Genomic DNA, 17,900 nt, shown 5'->3' with positions numbered 1-17,900 from the left:
TGACGACCTTTGGGTATTGATGGAGACGCTATGAATCAGGCCGGTACAGAATCCAATCTGCTGTATGAGCAGGAGAACGGAATCGGAGTCATCACGATCAATCGTCCGCATCGCATGAACGCGATTGATATCGCCACACGCAACGAACTCCGCCGCCTGCTGGAGAACTTGAGTGCGGACCGGACTCTGAAAGTACTGATTCTGTCCGGCGCGGGTGGCAATTTTTGCTCGGGTGGAGATGTGAAGGACATGAGCGCCGTCGCTGAGGCAGGCTCGGAAAATATCGAAGCACGCCGTCAGCGCATGTTGAATCTCCATCCGATAGTGCAGATGCTGGTGAACTTCGATCGCCCGGTGATTGCGGCGGTTCAAGGCGTGGCTGCGGGGGCGGGGTTTGGCCTGGCTCTGACGGCCGACCTGGTATTGGCGGCCACCAATGCGCGCTTTTGTGCGGCGTTTGGACGCGTCGGGGCTGTCCCGGATTTGGGGACGTTCTACACCTTGCCGCGAGCCGTGGGTTTGCAGCGGGCCAAGGAGCTGGTTTTTTCAGCGCGTGAAGTGGATGCCGAGGAGGCGCTGCAGCTGGGAATTGCCTTGGAGGTGCATCCACCGGAGCAATTGATGGTGCGTGCTCGCGCCATCGCCACCGCCATGGCGAACGCTTCAGGTACGGTTCTAAGCATTTCTAAACGGGCTTTGAATCAGTCAGTGCGCAGCGATCTGCAGACCATGCTGAACCTGGAAGCAGAAGGCGCCGCAATTGCTTTGAACACCGAATTTCACACCGATGCGGCCAAGCGGTTTGCGAACAAGCAGCCGCCGAAGTTCCGCTGGCCTCGCAAGGAAGAAACCTGATTTTTTCAGGGATGCGGGAGTTCCTCCTGCGCATGCCCGGATAGACCTATCACTTATGCGCACTCTGCGCATGGCGCACAATGGCCCAGGAGCGTGGGCGCAAGAAGGAGAGCCTTCTGCCATGCCGGCTTCAGATGCGTATTGATGAGGTCATTTCTGAGGGTCAGAATGGAAAATTCCGATAACGAAAGAGTGGTGATCGTGGGCGGTGGCGCAGGTGGGCTTGAGCTTGCCTGCAAATTGGGAAGAAAGTTGGGCAAGGCGCGCGTGTTTTTAATTGAACGCGACTTGAACCACATCTGGAAGCCCACCTTGCATGAAGTGGCAGCCGGCACCCTGGATATGAATCAGGAGGGCTTGTCTTATTCCATGCTGGCCTACGAGAACAATTTCACCTTCGTCTACGGATCATTTTCCGCGGTTGATCACGCGGCGCGTGAAGTTGTCGTTTCCGCATCGGATGCGATGGACGGCCGGGTGGTCTATCCAGAGCGACGCGTCAGGTTCTCCAAACTATGCATTGCCGTTGGCAGTACTTCGAACTACTACAACACGCCGGGTGCCGCAGAGAACACCATTTCTCTGAACGCCACCAGTGACGCAGAGCGCTTTCGCGTGGCCATGATGAATCAGATGATCCGCGCGGAGCAGAGCAAAGCGGAAGGCGGCCCCGGTGTCGTGGAGGTGGTGATCATCGGAGGTGGCGCGACAGGTGTGGAGTTGGCCGCTGAATTGCGTGAAGCCAGTGGTATTTACGCCAACTATGGCTTTGAGCACCTTGTGCCTGATGTTGATCTGAAGATCACCTTGCTGGAAGGCTCCAGCCGCATACTGGCACCTCTCAGTGAGAGGATATCCAATGGGGCCACTGATCTTCTTGGCAAAAGACATGTGCAGGTGGTGACCAATTGCCGTGTCAGCCAGATAGAGACGTCACATCTGCAAGATAGCGAAGGCCAAAGGTTCAACTTCGACATCTGTGTATGGGCGGCAGGCATCAAGGCGCCGGCATTTCTGTCTTCGTTGGGGCTGCCGGTTAACAAGCTTGGTCAACTGGAGGTGACCGACAGACTGAATGTCAAGGGCCATGACCATGTGTATGCGATAGGCGACTGCGCTTCATGCATTCAGCCTGATGGCAAGCCGGTTCCTCCCAGGGCGCAGGCCGCGCATCAACAAGCTGATTACGTTTACGACGCGATTGTTCGCGCTGTGAATGGACGAGAACCTTCGACAAAGCCCTACCGTTATCAAGATCATGGCTCTCTGGTTTCAATAGGCACCCAGACCAGCGTCGGAAGTTTGATGGGAGCTTTGACCGGTGGCACCCTCTTTGTCGATGGCTTGTTCGCGCGGTGGCTCTACATCAGTCTTCATCTGATGCATCACAAGGCTATTTTGGGTTTGGGCAGAACCGTGGGCCTGGCGATTGCCAGGGCGCTTGTGAAGCGCAGTACAGCGCTGGTCAAGCTGCACTGAGCAGCCTTAGCCAATGAATTTCACTGGAATTTCGCTGGGACCGCCGAGCTCCTGCTCGGCATAGGCGGCGCTACCGGGAAGCAAAGAATGCCAAGCAGGAGCTCGGCGGTCCCAGGGGGGAGCCCTAATGGAGGGAGCGAATCAAATAATGAACCGCCGCGCCATCCGTGCCGGAGTAAAGCTTCAAGAACGGCTTCTGTAATACAAATTTTGCGGGTGCTGTCCTTCCGCGAAGAAGCTCCAACGCTCTGCCAGCATGCCCATCCACTGTACGACAAAGAGCAGTGTCAGCATGACTGCGGACGAGGCGCCCAGCGTGATGGCCAGCACAGCCGCAGGAATTACAAACCCTAGAACCACAGCGCTCCAACGGATGGTTTGCACAGCTTGAGGTGTCTTTCCGTGAAAGAACTCCCGGGTGTTGAACGAGCCACCCATGGCACCCTGTGCTTTCTGATCAATCTTGGGGTGCCGCACACCGATGGCGGTTTGCGTGGTGGTGGTCGGCACGAGGCTCAGATTGCGCCACAGCGTAGCTCCTCGCGCAAGTGCACTCAAGACAATCGCCCCCAGAGTCAGCTTCGCAAGCAGGGGAGTGAAGCCAGGGGCCAGCCATGCAGTCAAGGCGGTAGACAGCAGCAGGCCGGAAGCCAGTCCCAACAAGGCGTAATTCACTGGCGTCATCGGTGTGGCCCATTCCTTGATGGCTTTTACTGCCGCGTAGATCATGCCGGTGCACAGGTAGAGCAGCAACGCCAATACTGCGGCGATGATCGCGGCCGCTGCGCTGGGCGTGCCCAGCCAATGAAACCCGCCCCACACGGCTACCGCGGCCATGAAGGCCGGTAGAACAATGACCTCGCGCGACAGCCATGACGTGCGCCACATGGCGGCTGAGCGCCAGGCGCGCATAGGGCGACCCAGGTGAAACGTTGCCGCGACCAAGCCGATGGCGGAGAGCACCAGGATGACGGCTGCCCCCGCGATGAACAGCGCTTGCGGCGCTTGCGCCAAGCGCCACTGCACCGAGAATTGAATGCCCACCAGCACCAGCAGCAACCCCTGCGCGGCTCCCGCCAGGGTGGTGAAGAAAATCATTGAAAACGGAGGATGCATATCAATTACCCATAGCGCTGCGTTCTACTTGCAGCCTACAAAAATGGTGGAGGTACAGCGGCGCAACCCAGCGTGGGAGGAGAGAAGAGCCCAGGGGCTGCGGAGCAAGCCATGCCAGTGCCACCGCGGAGCTGGCTTTGCCAGGCCGCCAGTGGCGTCCCTCAGGGGGAAGGCGCGCAAGCGACTCAGGGGGGAGCTCATCCTAGTGTTCCCAGTCCGCTTCAAGCGGCCCGCCAGAGCCATACTTCGGCTCGCGGCCTTCCACGCGCAGCGGATTCTCTTCTCGGACAATCTGAGCGGGGTCTATGCGCAACTCGGCCTTGCGGCGAGGCAGGTAATGGTTGGCAGGCAGCGTGCCCTGCTCAGGCATGAGCGGATAGCCTCCGCGCTCCCGGATGGCCGTAGACACCTCGGACTCAGGGTCATGCACATCGCCGAACAGGCGCGCATTGGTCGGGCAGGCGATGACGCAGGCGGGCTTGCGCTCTGCCTGGGGCAGCTTCTCGTCGTAGATGCGGTCCACACACAGGGTGCACTTGGTCATGACCTGGCGCTTCTCGTCCAATTCACGTACACCGTAAGGGCAGGCCCAAGCGCAGTACTTGCAGCCTATGCATTTGTCGTAGTCAACCAGGACAATGCCGTCTTCCTTGCGCTTGTAGCTCGCACCCGTGGGACACACTGGCACGCAGGGTGGTTCCTCACAATGCAGGCAGCTCTTAGGAAAGTGCACTGTCTGCGTATTGGGAAATTCCCCCACCTCAAAAGTTTGTACGCGGTTGAAGAAGGTGCCGGTGGGGTCAGACCCATAGGGGTTCTCATCTACCAGTGCGCCCGCGCTGCCAGACGTGTTCCATTGCTTGCAACTGGTCACGCAGGCGTGGCAGCCCACGCACACATTCAGATCGATCACAAGTGCCAACTGGCTCATGACTGGCCTCCCTCTTTTTCTGCTCGTCCAGCGAACCAGGCTCGCCACTTTGGCGCGCGCGCTCGCCCGGGTGGCGCGGGCACGGCGTCAAATTGAGGCCAGGTGTGTTCTGGTTCATTGGCGCCTGCCTTGCGGATGCTTACGCGCACGTCGTACCAGCCAGCTTGTCCCGTGACTGGATCTGAGTTGGATACTCGCTGGCCACTGGCGTCCGGCGGCAGCTCTTCGCTGATGAGGTGATTCAACAGGAAGCCAAGCTGCGATTCGTTGGCGTCATGAGAAAGCGCCCACGCAGTCTTGGACTTGCCAATGGCGTTCCACGTCCATACGGTGCCGGGTTCCACTGCCTCGCTGTGCCGGCACATGCAACGCACCTTGCCCCACATGGACTCCGCCCACATCCAGTCGCCATCCTCAATGCCTTCTGCGCGAGCGGTCACGGGGTTCACGAACAGGTAGTTGTGCGCGTGAATCTGCCGCAGCCAAGCGTTTTGCGAGTCCCAGGAATGGTACATGGCCATCGGGCGCTGGGTGATCGCCGCAAGCGGGTAACGTTTCAAATCAGTGGTCTGAAGTTCCAGCGGTGCATACCAGACAGGCAGAGGATCGAAATAAGTGGCGACCCGCTCGCGCAGGCGCTCTGGCGGCTTGCGGCCGTTGCCCTTGCCCTGGGCGGCCAATCGGAAGCGCTGCATGAATTCTGAGTAGATGTGGATCACGATGGGATCCAGGTCGCGTCGCAGGCCGACCTTTTGAGCCCACTCCAGATAACCACGGTTCCAGTTGCGCATGTACTGGATTTCCTGCGGCATGGTGACGTGGTGCACGCAGTTGTTGGCGGCGTATTTTTCCCACTGATCCGGATGCGGCTTGCCACGCAGAGACTGGTTGCCGTCTTCGCCGCGCCAGCCAATCAAAAAACCTATGCCGGAGCCCGGTGCGGTTTCGTAGTTGACGATGAAGTCGGGGTAGTCGCGGTACTTGCGTGTGCCGTCCGCCTGTGTGAATGCAGGCAGTTTCAGCCTTGAACCCAGCTCAATCAGTACTTCCTGGAAGGGCTTGCATTCGCCGCGTGGGGGCAGCACCGGTACCCGAACAGAATCGCACGGCCCATCGAACTCGCTGATGGGGCGGTCGAGCATGGACATCACATCGTGGCGCTCCAGGTACGTGGTGTCCGGCAGGATCAGATCGGCAAAGGCTGTCATCTCCGACTGGAAGGCGTCGCAGACCACAATGAACGGAATGCGGTAGTCGTTGGTGCCCTCACGCTTGTCCGTGAGCATCTGCCTGACCTGTGACGTATTCATGCTCGAATTCCAGGCCATATTGGCCATGAACAGCATGAGGGTGTCCACAGGATAGGGCTCCCCGCGCCACGCATTGGTGATCACGTTGTGCATCAGCCCGTGGGCAGAGAATGGATATTCCCAGGAAAAGCCCTTGTCTATGCGGATTGCTTCGCCATCCTCGTCCACGAAGAGATCTTCTGGCGATTCAATCCAGCCCAGCGGCGGGGCATCCAGCGGCTTGCCAGGCTGTACGGATTGCGGCCCCTTGGGCGGCCGGGCGTTCGGCGGCACGGCGCGAGGGTAGGGTGCTTTGTGGCGAAAGCCCCCTGGCCGGTCAATCGTGCCCAGCAAGGACATCAGGATGGCCAGCGAGCGAATCGAATGAAAGCCATTGCTGTGCGCGGCCAGCCCCCGCATGGCGTGAAATGCCACAGGGTTGCCCTTGACGCTGGCGTGTTTGCGGCCCCACCAGTCGGTCCACGGAATGGGCAGTTCAACGGTCTGGTCCCGGGCCGTGACGCCCATCTCATGGGCCAGGCGCCTGATGGTGGCGGCTGGAATGCCGGTGATCTCTGAGGCCCATTCCGGCGTGCAATCGTGCACGCGCTCTTCGAGAAGTTGAAAAGCTGGTACGGCAGGCGTGCCGTCGGGCATGGTGTAGTCACCGAAAAGCGCTGGGTCTGCCCCTTCCGCATGATCGGGCACAGCCTTGTTGGCATGGCGGTCCCACCACCAGAAATTGTGGGGACGCAGCGGGTTGACGACGTCGCCTTCTTCGTTGCGCAGCATCATGCCGAAATCGTCGCTCGCTTCATCGCGATTGACCAACTGTCCGGCGTTGGTATAGCGGGCCACGAAGTCCCGGTCGTACAGACCCAGCGCGATCAACTCGCGAATCAAGGCCATGAACAGAGCGCCATCGGTGCCGGGGCGAATGGGAATCCATTCATCGGCGATGGCTGCGTAGCCCGTGCGCACCGGATTGATGGCTATGAATTTACCGCCTGCCCGCTTGAACTTCGAGAGTGAAGCCTTCATGGGGTTGCTGTGATGGTCTTCAGCCGTGCCAATCATCACGAAGAGCTTGGCGCGCTCCAGGTCGGGTCCGCCAAATTCCCAGAATGAGCCACCTATGGTGTAGATCATCCCGGCGGCCATGTTCACCGAGCAGAAGCCGCCGTGCGCGGCATAGTTGGGCGTGCCGAACTGGCGGGCGAACAAGCCCGTGAGCGCTTGCATCTGATCACGCCCGGTAAAGAGCGCAAAGCGCTTTGGATCAGTCTCACGCAGATGGGCCAACCGCTCTTCAAGAATCTTGAAGGTTTCTTCCCAGGAGATGGGTTCGAACTCACCGGCACCTCGCTCGCTGCCCGGCTTGCGGCGCAGCGGCTGCGTCAGGCGGGCAGGGGAGTACTGCTTCATGATGCCGGAAGACCCCTTGGCGCACAGAATGCCTTTGTTGAGCGGGTGCTCAGGGTTTCCTTCGATGTAGCGAACTTCAGGGCCATCACCCCCGTCTCGCAGATGCACGCGGATGCCGCAGCGGCAGGCGCACATATAGCAGGTGGTTGTTTTGACTTCTGTAGTGGCGCCCGGCAGCGCAGGCGCCAACGGGTCATGCAACGGCGATGTCTCGGAACTGCTCATGGTCTGGCGCTCCATTCGTGGGCTTCACTCTTATGCCTATGAATGGTATGTCGGCGTCATAAAGAATAAAAACGGATAATTGCGTTCAGCATGATCGATAAATATGGTCAATTGCCCCTTCTATCCTTCCCATGACCCCTCCCAAGCTCACGCTACGGCAACTCAGCATTTTTGTGGCCATGGCCCGTACAGGCACCACGCATGCTGCTGCGGCTCAGATGTCCCGCTCGCAGTCGGCTGCCAGTGCCTCTCTGGCTGAATTGGAAGAGGCACTGGGTGCCCCTTTGTTTGATCGCGTGGGGCGGCGGCTCGTTCTCAATTCCAACGGCAGAGCGCTGCTCGCCCCTGCTCAGGCCATGCTCGAACAGGCGAGCGACATGCAGTCGCTTTTTCAGACCGAGCGAGGCGCTCATATCCGTGTGGCAGCCAGCTTCACCATCGGTGAGTATCTTCTCCCGGATCGAATTGCCGCCTGGGTTCAGGCCTGGCCCAAGAGCCTGATCCAGGTTCGCGTCGGGAACACCAAGGAAGTGATAGAGGCCGTGGCTGACCTGGAGGTGGATGTTGGGTTTGTGGAGGGGCCGCAAACCCATACGGAAGTCACAATTCATCCCTGGCTGGACGACGAACTGGTCATTATTGCGGCGCCAGACCACCCTTTGGCGGGAAGTACTGCCACGCAACAGCAATTGGCTCAGTGCCACTGGGTGCTGCGCGAATCAGGCTCGGGCACGCGTCAGGTGGCCGATGAATGGCTTCTCAGTCACCTCACGCAGGTGAGAGTGACCATGGAGTTGGGCAGCACGGAAGCCATCAAGCGGGTCGTGGCTTGCGGCGACGGCATATCCTGTCTTTCCAGGTACGCGGTCGAGCAGTCTCTGAAGGACGGGCGGCTGGCCTTGGTGCAAGCCAACCTGCCACAGGCCAGGCGGCGCCTTAGCATCGTTCTTCACCGCCGTAAACATCAGGGGCAAGCGGTGCTGGATTTTCTCAGGCACTGTGGGGCAGATACTGACGCCATGGCTTGAGTCTTAGGGTTGAGGCCTTAGACCCAATGCTGTTCACTTAAGCACACAAATACCCGTTCGGGCTGAGCTTGTCGAAGCCGGGTGCGACGCTTCGACAGGCTCAGCGCGAACGGACTGGGTTTAACTGAACAGCATTGGCCTTAGACCTTTTTTTCCTTGGGTACACGGCCCATTAGATAGAACTCGGGGTTGGGTTGCATACCGGTGACGCTCGCTACGCGGTTGGACAAGCCGAAGAAAGCCGTGATGGCGGTGATGTCCCAGATGTCTTCATCATCGAAGCCGTGCTGGTGCAGCGCTTCAAAGTCTGCATCTTCCACTTCATGCGATCGCTGGCAAACCTTCATGGCGAAATCAAGCATAGCTCTTTGGCGCGGGCTGATATCGGTGGCCTTGCGGTAGTTCACCGCGACCTGATCCGCCACATTCGGCTTTTTCTCGTAGATGCGCAGCAGTGCTCCGTGCGCCACCACGCAATACAGGCACTGGTTGGCCGCACTGGTGGTTGTGACAATCATTTCGCGGTCACCTTTTGTAAGGTGACTGGTTCTTCCCGTGCTTTCGGGGTCCATCAGCGCGTCGTGGTAGGCAAAGAAAGCTCGCCATTCTGCGGGGCGGCGGGCCAGGGCTAGAAACACGTTGGGCACGAAACCCGCCTTGGCTTGCACCTCAAGCACCTTGGCCTTGATGTCATCCGGTAGGGTGTTGATGTCAGCGAGAGGGTAGCGGCTCATGGGTGCCTTTCTTGATGGTAAGCGGGGACATGCCCAATGATTATGGGCCGGCAGCTTCCCTAGGTCTTAGAATGTCCCGCGGTTGCACATGTTGGAGGCTTTCAATTGAACAAGATATTTCCTTCGGCCGATGAGGCGCTCAAGGGCGTCGTCAAGGATGGCCAGATGCTGGCTGTCGGCGGATTCGGCCTTTGCGGTATTCCCGAGGCGCTGATCCAGGCCCTTCATGACTCCGGGGTCAAAGACCTCACATGCGTTTCGAACAACGCAGGAGTTGATGGTTTCGGCTTGGGCAAGCTCCTGGAAACTCGGCAGATCAAGAAAATGATTGCCAGTTACGTGGGTGAAAACAAGGAATTTGAACGCCAATACCTGGCGGGCGAATTGGAACTTGAGTTCACACCTCAGGGAACTCTGGCGGAGAAGCTGCGTGCGGGTGGTGCGGGCATCCCTGCTTTTTTCACCAAGACTGGCGTCGGCACACTCGTGGCCGAAGGCAAGGAATTGCGTGAGTTCGACGGCGAAACCTACGTCATGGAGCGCTCGTTGGTGGTCGACGTGGCCTTGGTCAAGGCAGAGGTTGCCGATCATGCGGGCAACTTACGCTTTAACCTCACGGCGCGCAACTTCAACCCCGCAGCGGCCATGGCAGGCAAACTCTGCATCGTGGAGGTGGAGCGCGTGGTGGCTACGGGCGAACTGGCTCCCGACGACATTCACTTGCCGGGCATCTACGTGCACCGTATCGTGCACAACCCCAATCCCGAAAAACGCATCGAAAAGCGCACGCTGCGCGAAAGCAAGTAGGAGTAGACGACATGGCTTGGACGCAAGATCAAATGGCTGCGCGTGCGGCGCAGGAGTTGGAGGACGGCTTTTACGTCAACCTGGGCATCGGCATCCCCACGCTGGTGGCCAACCACGTGCCTGCTGACAAGGAAGTCTGGCTGCAAAGCGAGAATGGCATGATGGGCATCGGTCCTTTTCCGACCGAAGACGAGGTAGACGCCGACCTCATCAACGCTGGCAAACAAACCGTCACCACCATCAAGGGCAGCAGCATTTTTGGCAGCCATGACAGCTTTGCCATGATCCGCGGCGGCAAGATCAACCTCAGCATCCTGGGCGCCATGCAGGTCAGTGAAACCGGCGATCTGGCCAACTGGATGATTCCGGGCAAGATGGTCAAGGGCATGGGCGGCGCCATGGACCTGGTGGCTGGTGTGAAGCGCGTCATTGTGCTCATGGAACACGTGGCCAAGAAAAAAGACGGCACCACGGACATGAAGATCCTGCCCAAATGCAATTTGCCCCTCACAGGCGTGGGCGTGGTGGATCGCATCATCACTGACTTGGGCGTGTTTGACGTCACGGAGCAGGGTCTGAAAGTGACCGAACTGGCTGACGGCGTAACTTTCGAAGAAGCGCAGTCCAAGACCGGAGTGACGCTGCTCAAATAGGCAAGCGTCCAAATGCAATACTGTTCAGTTGAATGCGCGACACCCGTCATTCCCGCGCAGGCGGGAATCCAGAGCGTCTTGAACCCCTTAGGTCTTGTTCATGCTCATCCTGGATTCCCGCCTGCGCGGGAATGACGAAGACCCCGATTGAACGGTATTGCGTCGAAATGCACCTAAGTATCTAAGGGGGCAGGGAGCGTGTCGATAACGCATTCCTGCCTTTTTTCTTTTCAATGGCAGGAGAACACGTGATGAATCTCAAAGGTAAAACCGCGCTTGTGACAGGTTCCACCAGTGGCATTGGGCTTGGCATCGCCATCGAGCTGGCCAAGCAGGGGGTCAATATCGTCATGAACGGTTTCGGCGACGTCGAAGGCCCCAAAGCTCAGATCGCGGCTCACGGTGTCAAGGTGCAGCACCATGGCGCGGATATGAGCAAGCCGGCTGAGATCGAAGCCATGATGAAGTTCGCAGCAGACAATTTTGGCGGTGTGGACATCCTCGTCAATAACGCCGGCATCCAATACGTGGCCAATGTCGAAGACTTTCCCACCGAGCGCTGGGATGCCATCATCGCCATCAACCTGAATTCGGCTTTTCACACGACCCGCCTGGCCATGCCCTACATGCGCCAAAAAAACTGGGGCCGCATCATCAACATCGCATCTGCGCATGGGTTAGTGGCGTCGGCAGGCAAGAGCGCCTATGTGACTGCCAAGCATGGCCTGGTGGGGATGACCAAGTCAGTTGCCCTCGAGACCGCCACCACGGGCATCACGGCCAACGCCATCTGTCCTGGCTGGGTATTGACGGCTCTGGTTCAAAAGCAGATCGACGACCGCGCGGCACGCGAGAACATCAGCGTCGAGCAGGCCACCAAAGACCTGCTGCAGGAGAAGGAGCCTTCTCTTCAGTTCACCACGCCTGAGCAACTGGGCGGCATGGCGGTGTTTTTCTGCTCACCTGCAGCGGACAACGTGCGCGGCCAGGCTTGGGCCTCAGATGGCGGCTGGACGGCGCAGTAACTGGCGTTGTGAAGCGTTGGGGCCAGACAGGCCTCATCTTGGTACAAAATCGAGGACATGCTGTTTCTTCTCTCTCCCGCGAAAGCGCTCGATTACGACACCCCCGTCCCGGCCGAAGTACCTCATACGCAGCCGTTGTTTACCCGTCAATCCGCTGAGTTGATCAAAGTGCTGCGCGAAAAAACGCCGGCTCAGATCGCTCAGTTGATGCACCTCAGTGACGCGCTTTCCACGCTGAATGTGGCTCGCTATGAGGCTTGGTCAACGCGATTCACGGCCCGCAATTCCAAGCAGGCTGCTCTCGCCTTTGACGGCGACGTCTACGGTGGCCTGGAGGCCAAGAGCATGACCACCGCTGAATTGGAGTGGGCGCAGGACCACGTTTGCATCTTGAGTGGCCTCTATGGGGTGTTGCGACCTCTGGATCGCATGCAACCCTACCGGTTGGAAATGGGTACACGCCTGCAGACCGACAAGGGCTCCAATCTCTACCAATTCTGGGGTAGCGCCATTGCTGAGCACCTCAATGAGCGGCAATCCGGAGAACGAACGCCTATTGTGGTCAATCTGGCCTCGCAGGAATACTTCAAATCCGTCGACCGAAAAGCCCTCAAGGCACGTGTGATTGAATGCGTGTTTGAAGACTATAAGTCCGGCGAGTACAAGATCATCAGCTTCTTTGCCAAACGAGCTCGCGGTTTGATGGCACGCTACGCGGTGCAAAAGCGCGCAACCACTCCCAAAAAGCTCGAAGGATTCAATCTGGAAGGCTATGCGTTCGATGCGTCCGTTTCTGAAACTGATCGCATGGTCTTTCGCAGGAAGGTGTGACCTCATTCTCGTTACCAGCTGGCTCGCTCAACTGCAGTTCCCAGCTTGATCTTCATCTTTCATAATTCAGGTTATGAGCCAGCACATCACACCCGAACTAAGACAGTGGATTGTTTCTCAGGCCCAGGCTGGCTTCAGTCCAGAGACGGTGCTGGAATCCATGAAATCCTCTGGCTGGGATGAAGACGTAGCGACGGAAGCCATGGAGTCCACGCTGCGCGAGCACTTGGAGAAACAGGCCATTGCGCAGGGCATGCCGCCTGCAGTTGCTGTGCCAGAGCCCGATCTGGATGAGTCTCCGCTGTACCTCGACGGCGGCGACCGCCGCGTTGCGGTGCTCAGCACCATGGTTCTGCCAAGGTTGGTCGTGCTCGGTGGCCTGCTCTCTGATGAAGAGTGTGACCAATTGATCGCCCTGGCCACCCCCCGCCTGAGCCGCTCCCTGACCGTGGCCACCCAGACCGGTGGCGAGGAAGTTCATGCCGACCGCACCAGCCAGGGCATGTTTTTCCAGCGTGGCGAAAGCGAGTTGGTCAAGAAGATCGAAGCGCGGATTGCCAAGATCCTCAACTGGCCAGTCGAGAACGGGGAAGGTCTTCAAGTGCTCCAGTATGTGCCGGGCACCGAATACCGCCCGCACTATGACTATTTCAACCCCAGCGAACCCGGCACGGCCAGCATCCTCAAGCGCGGGGGCCAGCGGGTCGGTACGGTGGTGATGTACCTCAACGAGCCAGAAAAGGGCGGTGGCACGACATTCCCAGGGGTGCATTTTGAAGTGGCGCCCAAGCGCGGCAACGCTGTGTTCTTCAGCTATGAGCGTCCACATGCTTCCACTGGGACCTTGCACGGCGGAGCGCCGGTCATTGCAGGCGAGAAATGGATCGCGACCAAATGGCTGCGCGAGGGCGAGTTTCGTTGAAGGATCGTAGTCGCAGGGCTGACGAGGTTTCGTACTTATCTTTCCCACCAGAGGGAATGACTAACTATTCGAGGGCCGAGCGCAGCAATGGCCCGAGTCAGGTCTCCCACCCCTTTGGCCGTGCCGAGGAGCGCAGGGCCAGGGGCGGGCAAGAGCACTGCAAGATGCTCTTGCTTCGTGAACTAGCTTGCGGCAGCTGTTTGAGCGTATTGAGCGAAGCGAAAGTAGCGAGTTCTGCCGCACCGCCCCTGGACCGAGCACCACAGGTTGCCCGGAGCGAAGCGCAGGGTCACGGACAGTGGGGCCGCCTTTTCTTGCGCCAGGTTCTTTTGGCGGAGCAAAAGAAGGTGGCTGCGCTGCCGGGCGCACTCCCCGGCCTCCGACCTCAATGCAAGCGCAGAAGGCAACTAATAAACGCCGCGGACAACTCAACCGCTGCTAGCCCTCACCGGTTGGCCGGCCCCCCCCGCCCTCTCCCAAAGGGAGAGGGAGTAAAACGGCGCACCCGTTCCCGTTCTGGGGCTCAAGTCGGCAGGCGCGTCCGCGTCAGTCTCTCCGAGAGGCAGAGGGTTCAAATTCAGTCCCGCCGTCCGCAATCGAGTTCAACTAAACCATGAAACTCTCAGTCAACGGCATCCCCATAGAAGCCGAAGACACCGGCGGCCCCGGTGAACCTATCCTCCTGATCATGGGCTTGGGCGGCCAACTCATCCATTGGCCCGCCGAATTCATGCAAGCCCTGATCGACGCCGGTTATCGAGTGCTCCGTTTCGACAACCGAGATGCCGGCCTCTCCAAACACTTCCCGGGAAAGTCACCACCCAACCTGCCCTGGATCGCTACCCAAGCTTGGCTGGGTTTGCGGCCCCGTCTTCCCTACTCGCTGTCTGACATGGCCGCCGATGCACTCGGTGTCCTGGACGCACTGGAGATAGAGCGGGCCCACGTGATAGGCCTGAGCATGGGCGCCATGATCGCGCAGCGCGTCGCTTTGGCTGCGCCCAAAAGAGTTCAAAGCCTCACCTGCATCATGGGCAGCAGCGGTGCCCGCGGCCTGATGAAACCCACTTCGGCCGTTATGCGCGCAGGCGCAGGCAAGCCACGAGGCCAGGCAGATGCCGAGACGCTCGCACGCTACTATGTACGCTTTCTGCAAGCCATCTCAAGCCCTACGCTACCGCCATCCCAGGAGGCGTTCATGGAAGTGTTCGAACGCACCGCAGCGCGGCATAGTCCAGACACAGACGCTACGGCCCGGCAACTGGCTGCCATCCTTACCGACGGCAAGAGGGCCAAGCAGTTGGCGAGCATCTCTACCCCCACCTTGGTCATCCATGGCAAGCAAGACCCCCTGGTGCCGCCGGTTTGCGGTGAAGATACAGCCCGGCGCATTCCGGGGGCTCGCTTGCAGATGATCCCCGACATGGCGCATGACCTGGCGCCTGCGGTTCACCCAGAAATTTTGCGCCGCGTCCTTGCAGTGCTATTACCTTTTCTCGCCGAGCATCCCTTGGGGTCTGAAACTCAGTCCTCTACCCTCCGAGCTGAACCATGAGCCATTCCCAAGACACAGCGGATTCGCCGCTAGGCAAGTCCACCACCTATGTGGATCAATACGACGCCGGCCTGCTTTACCCCATTGCACGTGCTCCCCAGCGCGTGGGCATGGGCATTCATGGCCAACCCATTTTCTTTGGTGCAGACCTTTGGACGGCGTACGAGCTTTCCTGGCTGAATAAACGTGGAAAGCCGCAGGTGGCCATTGCTCAGGTGATGGTGCCGGCCGAAAGCACGCACATTGTCGAAAGCAAGTCATTCAAGCTGTACCTGGGCAGCTTCAGCGGCACCCGTATGGGCGACGCCGAAGAAGTCCGCCAGCGTATCAGCCAGGACGTGAGCCAGGCTATCTGGGGGGGCGGGGAGAAGCGCTCGTCCGCAGGCGTCAAACTCTTGTTGCCAGAAGATTTTGACAGTGCGCCGCTGCACGAGCTGGACGGCGTCAACCTGGATCGGCTAGACATCGAATGCGATCATTTCCACCCAGCGCCCGAGCTGCTGTCATCTGTCGTAGATGAAAAACCAGTGGAAGAAACGCTGACCAGCCGTTTGCTTAAAAGCAACTGCCCTGTGACCGGGCAGCCTGACTGGGGCAGTGTGCAGATCCGCTACACCGGCCCGCAGATCGACCAAGAGGGTTTGCTCCGCTACATCGTGAGCTTTCGAGGTCATGATGATTTTCATGAGCATTGCGTGGAGCGCATGTTCATGGACATATGGGCACGTTGCCGACCCGCCAAGCTTTCGGTCTATGCCCGCTACACCCGCCGGGGGGGTCTGGACATCAATCCATGGCGCACCAGCCATCCGAGCCCGCTGCCGGCAAGTATTCGCACGGCTCGCCAATAGCCACTTGTGCTCGCCTGGCGACGCCGGGGCCGCCAACGTTCTTACTTGAATTCGCTGAAGTTCTTAAGCTCCGAGAGCGGGGGGAACTCCGCCGCCCGTTTCTCTTTCATGGCGGTCACAGCCTCGCGCACATGCGCGTTGCTCCAAATGGTGCCTTGCAGCCAACCCATCTGGCGCAGGCTGTCTTCCACGGAGTGATCGCGCGCGTAGTTCACAGCCTGCTTGGTACCCCATACCGCGACGGGTGGTTTAGCAGCAATTTCCCTTGCGCACTGCATTGCCGCCGCCAGCGTGGCCTCCGGCGTTTCGAACACCTCATTGACCAGGCCGTATTGCATGGCCTTCTGTGCTCCCAGGCGCCGACCCGTGTAAGCAAGTTCCTTGACCACAGCCAGTGGAATCAGTTTGGGCAAGCGCTGCAAAGTACCAACATCTGCCACCATGCCGATATTGATCTCCTGTATGCAGAAGAAGGCGTCGGCGCTGGCATAGCGAATACAGGCGGCGGTCACCATGTCCACCGCGCCGCCAATACAGCCGCCGTGCAGTGCGGCTATCACCGGTATGCGCAAGGACTCCATCTTGCTGAAGGTGGCCTGCATATTCGTCAGCAGATCAAAGATCGCTGCACGGCCTTCTGCGCTCTGGTCGTCCATTTGTATGGCACCACCGAAGACGTCCAGAGCCATGCCAGCGGAAAAATGCTTGCCCGTGCTGGAAATGACCAGCGCTCTGGCTTCTCCAACCCGCTGCAAATGCGTCAACACCTGGTCCAGTTCGCGCCAGAACGCAGGGTTCATGGTGTTCAGCTCGTCAGGGCGATTGAGCACCAAATGGGCGATGTGGTCGGTGATGTTCAGTGAAAAACAGCTAAGTTGCAAAGCCATGGCAATGTCTCCAATATTGTTTAGAACAAATCTCTGGTCAGCGTGTCATGCGCCGCCGATTTTGGTGCGGATAGGAGCACCTCACCTGTTTTTTCTTTTGGATTCTGTACGGACTTGTTCGCCTCATCAAGCTTGACCAGGGAGCCAACCCGTACACCCAGCAAACGCAGGCGGCGCGACAGATCTGCACGCTTCAGGCAGAGTCCTGCGACCTGCCGTATGAGCTTGGGGTCTGCGGTGTGGGTCTCAATGCTCTGATCCCGCGTCATGATCTTGAAGTCATCAAAACGCAGCTTGATGCCTATGGTCTTGCCTACGTATCCTTTGCGAGCCAGATCGCTGGCCACTTGCTCACAAAGCCGCGTAAAAATGGTGCTCAAGGTGGAGCGGTCATGCACCGCATGCAGGTCGCGTTCGAACGTGGTTTCGCGGCTCATGCTCACAGGCTCGCTTTCCGTCACCACAGGGCGGTCGTCCCTGCCGTGCGCGGCGCGGTGAAGCCAGGCGCCATAGGTCTTGCCAAAGTTTGCCATCAACCATGGCAGATCGCGTTGCGCCAGTTCACCAATGGTGCGTACACCATGGCTTTGCAGCCGCTCGTCTGCCTTAGGTCCGATTCCGTTGATCTTGCGGCAGGGCAGGGGCCAGATCATCGTCTCAAGATCGCTCTCTCGCACAATGCTGATGCCGTTCGGCTTATTGAATTCGCTCGCCATCTTGGCCATGAGCTTATTGGGCGCCACGCCAATGGAGCAGGTCAAACCCGTGACGCTGGCAATGCTTTTCTGAATCAGGCGCGCCAGCACACGCCCGCCATCCCGTTGCCCGCCGGGTACATCGGTGAAATCGATGTAGACCTCATCTACGCCTCGGTCTTCCATCAGCGGGGCAATATCCCGGATGGTGTCTTTGAACATGCGCGAATACTTGCGGTACTGCTCAAAATCTACCGGCAGCAAAATCGCCTGCGGGCAGAGCTTGGCTGCTTTCATCAGGCCCATGGCCGAACCAATGCCGAATTGGCGCGCAGGGTAGGTGGCCGTGGTGATCACGCCGCGCCCGACGTAGTCGCGCAGCAGAGGGAAGAAATCGACCGGAATTTCGGCCAGGTGCTCTGGCGTCCACTCCCGTTCCGGGTGGGCTGCCTTCAGACGGGCAATCAGGTCATCTTCGCGCCTGCGCGCGCCGCCAATCACCATCGGCAAGCCTCTGAGCTGCGGATAGCGCAGCCATTCCACGGACGCATAGAACGCGTCCATGTCCAGGTGCGCAATGCGGCGGCTCGGG

16 protein-coding genes are annotated in these 17,900 nt (G+C 59.0%); 10 read left to right on the top strand and 6 right to left on the bottom strand.

Annotated elements, in window-relative coordinates:
• Positions 1-30: 30 nt before the first annotated feature.
• Together ABIE13_RS04825 and ABIE13_RS04820 are read left to right on the top strand one after the other, a co-directional pair.
• Positions 31-855, top strand: coding sequence for an enoyl-CoA hydratase/isomerase family protein (locus ABIE13_RS04825; RefSeq protein ID WP_354441658.1), 825 nt, complete (start codon positions 31-33; stop codon positions 853-855).
• A gap of 168 nt (positions 856-1,023) precedes the next feature.
• The gene (locus ABIE13_RS04820) at positions 1,024-2,334 is read left to right on the top strand and encodes an NAD(P)/FAD-dependent oxidoreductase (protein ID WP_354441657.1); all 1,311 of its coding nucleotides are present in this window, start codon (positions 1,024-1,026) and stop codon (positions 2,332-2,334) included.
• 183 nt (positions 2,335-2,517) lie between these two features.
• Here the strand turns inward: ABIE13_RS04820 and ABIE13_RS04815 are convergent, their stop codons facing one another.
• The 3 genes from ABIE13_RS04815 to ABIE13_RS04805 form a co-directional block, all read right to left on the bottom strand.
• Positions 2,518-3,432 (bottom strand): dimethyl sulfoxide reductase anchor subunit family protein, encoded by a 915-nt coding sequence (locus ABIE13_RS04815; RefSeq protein WP_354441656.1) that lies wholly within the window; start codon positions 3,430-3,432, stop codon positions 2,518-2,520.
• A gap of 220 nt (positions 3,433-3,652) precedes the next feature.
• Complete coding sequence (locus tag ABIE13_RS04810; protein ID WP_354441654.1) at positions 3,653-4,381, bottom strand: 4Fe-4S dicluster domain-containing protein; 729 nt, start codon at positions 4,379-4,381, stop codon at positions 3,653-3,655.
• The gene (locus ABIE13_RS04805; RefSeq protein ID WP_354441653.1) at positions 4,378-7,320 is read right to left on the bottom strand and encodes a molybdopterin oxidoreductase family protein; all 2,943 of its coding nucleotides are present in this window, start codon (positions 7,318-7,320) and stop codon (positions 4,378-4,380) included. The genes ABIE13_RS04810 and ABIE13_RS04805 overlap by 4 nt, the downstream gene beginning before the upstream one ends.
• Before the next feature lie 131 nt (positions 7,321-7,451).
• Here ABIE13_RS04805 and ABIE13_RS04800 point away from each other — a divergent pair, with 131 nt between their 5' ends.
• Positions 7,452-8,348 (top strand): LysR family transcriptional regulator, encoded by an 897-nt coding sequence (locus ABIE13_RS04800; protein WP_354441652.1) that lies wholly within the window; start codon positions 7,452-7,454, stop codon positions 8,346-8,348.
• A 140-nt stretch (positions 8,349-8,488) separates the two neighbouring features.
• Here the strand turns inward: ABIE13_RS04800 and ABIE13_RS04795 are convergent, their stop codons facing one another.
• Positions 8,489-9,082 (bottom strand): peroxidase-related enzyme, encoded by a 594-nt coding sequence (locus ABIE13_RS04795; protein ID WP_354441650.1) that lies wholly within the window; start codon positions 9,080-9,082, stop codon positions 8,489-8,491.
• A 105-nt stretch (positions 9,083-9,187) separates the two neighbouring features.
• Here ABIE13_RS04795 and ABIE13_RS04790 point away from each other — a divergent pair, with 105 nt between their 5' ends.
• The 7 genes from ABIE13_RS04790 (at position 9,188) to queF (ending at position 15,726) form a co-directional block, all read left to right on the top strand.
• Positions 9,188-9,889, top strand: coding sequence for a CoA transferase subunit A (locus ABIE13_RS04790; protein ID WP_354441648.1), 702 nt, complete (start codon positions 9,188-9,190; stop codon positions 9,887-9,889).
• Between the two features lie 11 nt (positions 9,890-9,900).
• Complete coding sequence (locus ABIE13_RS04785) at positions 9,901-10,542, top strand: CoA transferase subunit B (protein ID WP_354441646.1); 642 nt, start codon at positions 9,901-9,903, stop codon at positions 10,540-10,542.
• Positions 10,543-10,793: 251 nt separating this feature from the next.
• Complete coding sequence (locus ABIE13_RS04780) at positions 10,794-11,567, top strand: 3-hydroxybutyrate dehydrogenase (RefSeq protein WP_354441644.1); 774 nt, start codon at positions 10,794-10,796, stop codon at positions 11,565-11,567.
• A gap of 57 nt (positions 11,568-11,624) precedes the next feature.
• On the top strand, positions 11,625-12,398 hold the full coding sequence (yaaA, locus tag ABIE13_RS04775; RefSeq protein ID WP_354441642.1) for a peroxide stress protein YaaA: 774 nt from the start codon (positions 11,625-11,627) through the stop codon (positions 12,396-12,398).
• A gap of 73 nt (positions 12,399-12,471) precedes the next feature.
• The gene (locus ABIE13_RS04770; protein ID WP_354441640.1) at positions 12,472-13,320 is read left to right on the top strand and encodes a 2OG-Fe(II) oxygenase; all 849 of its coding nucleotides are present in this window, start codon (positions 12,472-12,474) and stop codon (positions 13,318-13,320) included.
• Between the two features lie 613 nt (positions 13,321-13,933).
• Positions 13,934-14,875, top strand: coding sequence for an alpha/beta fold hydrolase (locus tag ABIE13_RS04765; protein ID WP_354441638.1), 942 nt, complete (start codon positions 13,934-13,936; stop codon positions 14,873-14,875).
• Positions 14,872-15,726 carry an NADPH-dependent 7-cyano-7-deazaguanine reductase QueF gene (gene queF, locus ABIE13_RS04760; protein WP_354441636.1) on the top strand — a complete coding sequence of 285 codons (855 nt, stop codon included), beginning with the start codon at positions 14,872-14,874 and terminating at the stop codon, positions 15,724-15,726. The genes ABIE13_RS04765 and queF overlap by 4 nt, the downstream gene beginning before the upstream one ends.
• Before the next feature lie 41 nt (positions 15,727-15,767).
• Here queF and ABIE13_RS04755 read toward each other — a convergent pair whose 3' ends face one another.
• Positions 15,768-16,613 carry an enoyl-CoA hydratase-related protein gene (locus ABIE13_RS04755; protein ID WP_354441634.1) on the bottom strand — a complete coding sequence of 282 codons (846 nt, stop codon included), beginning with the start codon at positions 16,611-16,613 and terminating at the stop codon, positions 15,768-15,770.
• A gap of 20 nt (positions 16,614-16,633) precedes the next feature.
• On the bottom strand, positions 16,634-17,872 hold the full coding sequence (dinB, locus tag ABIE13_RS04750; protein WP_354442345.1) for a DNA polymerase IV: 1,239 nt from the start codon (positions 17,870-17,872) through the stop codon (positions 16,634-16,636).
• Positions 17,873-17,900: the final 28 nt, after the last annotated feature.

Source organism: Ottowia thiooxydans (genome assembly GCF_040548795.1).
Lineage (GTDB): Bacteria > Pseudomonadota > Gammaproteobacteria > Burkholderiales > Burkholderiaceae_C > Ottowia > Ottowia thiooxydans_A.
Note: the sequence above shows the minus strand (reverse complement) of the source record. Positions and strands in the feature narration are given on the sequence as shown.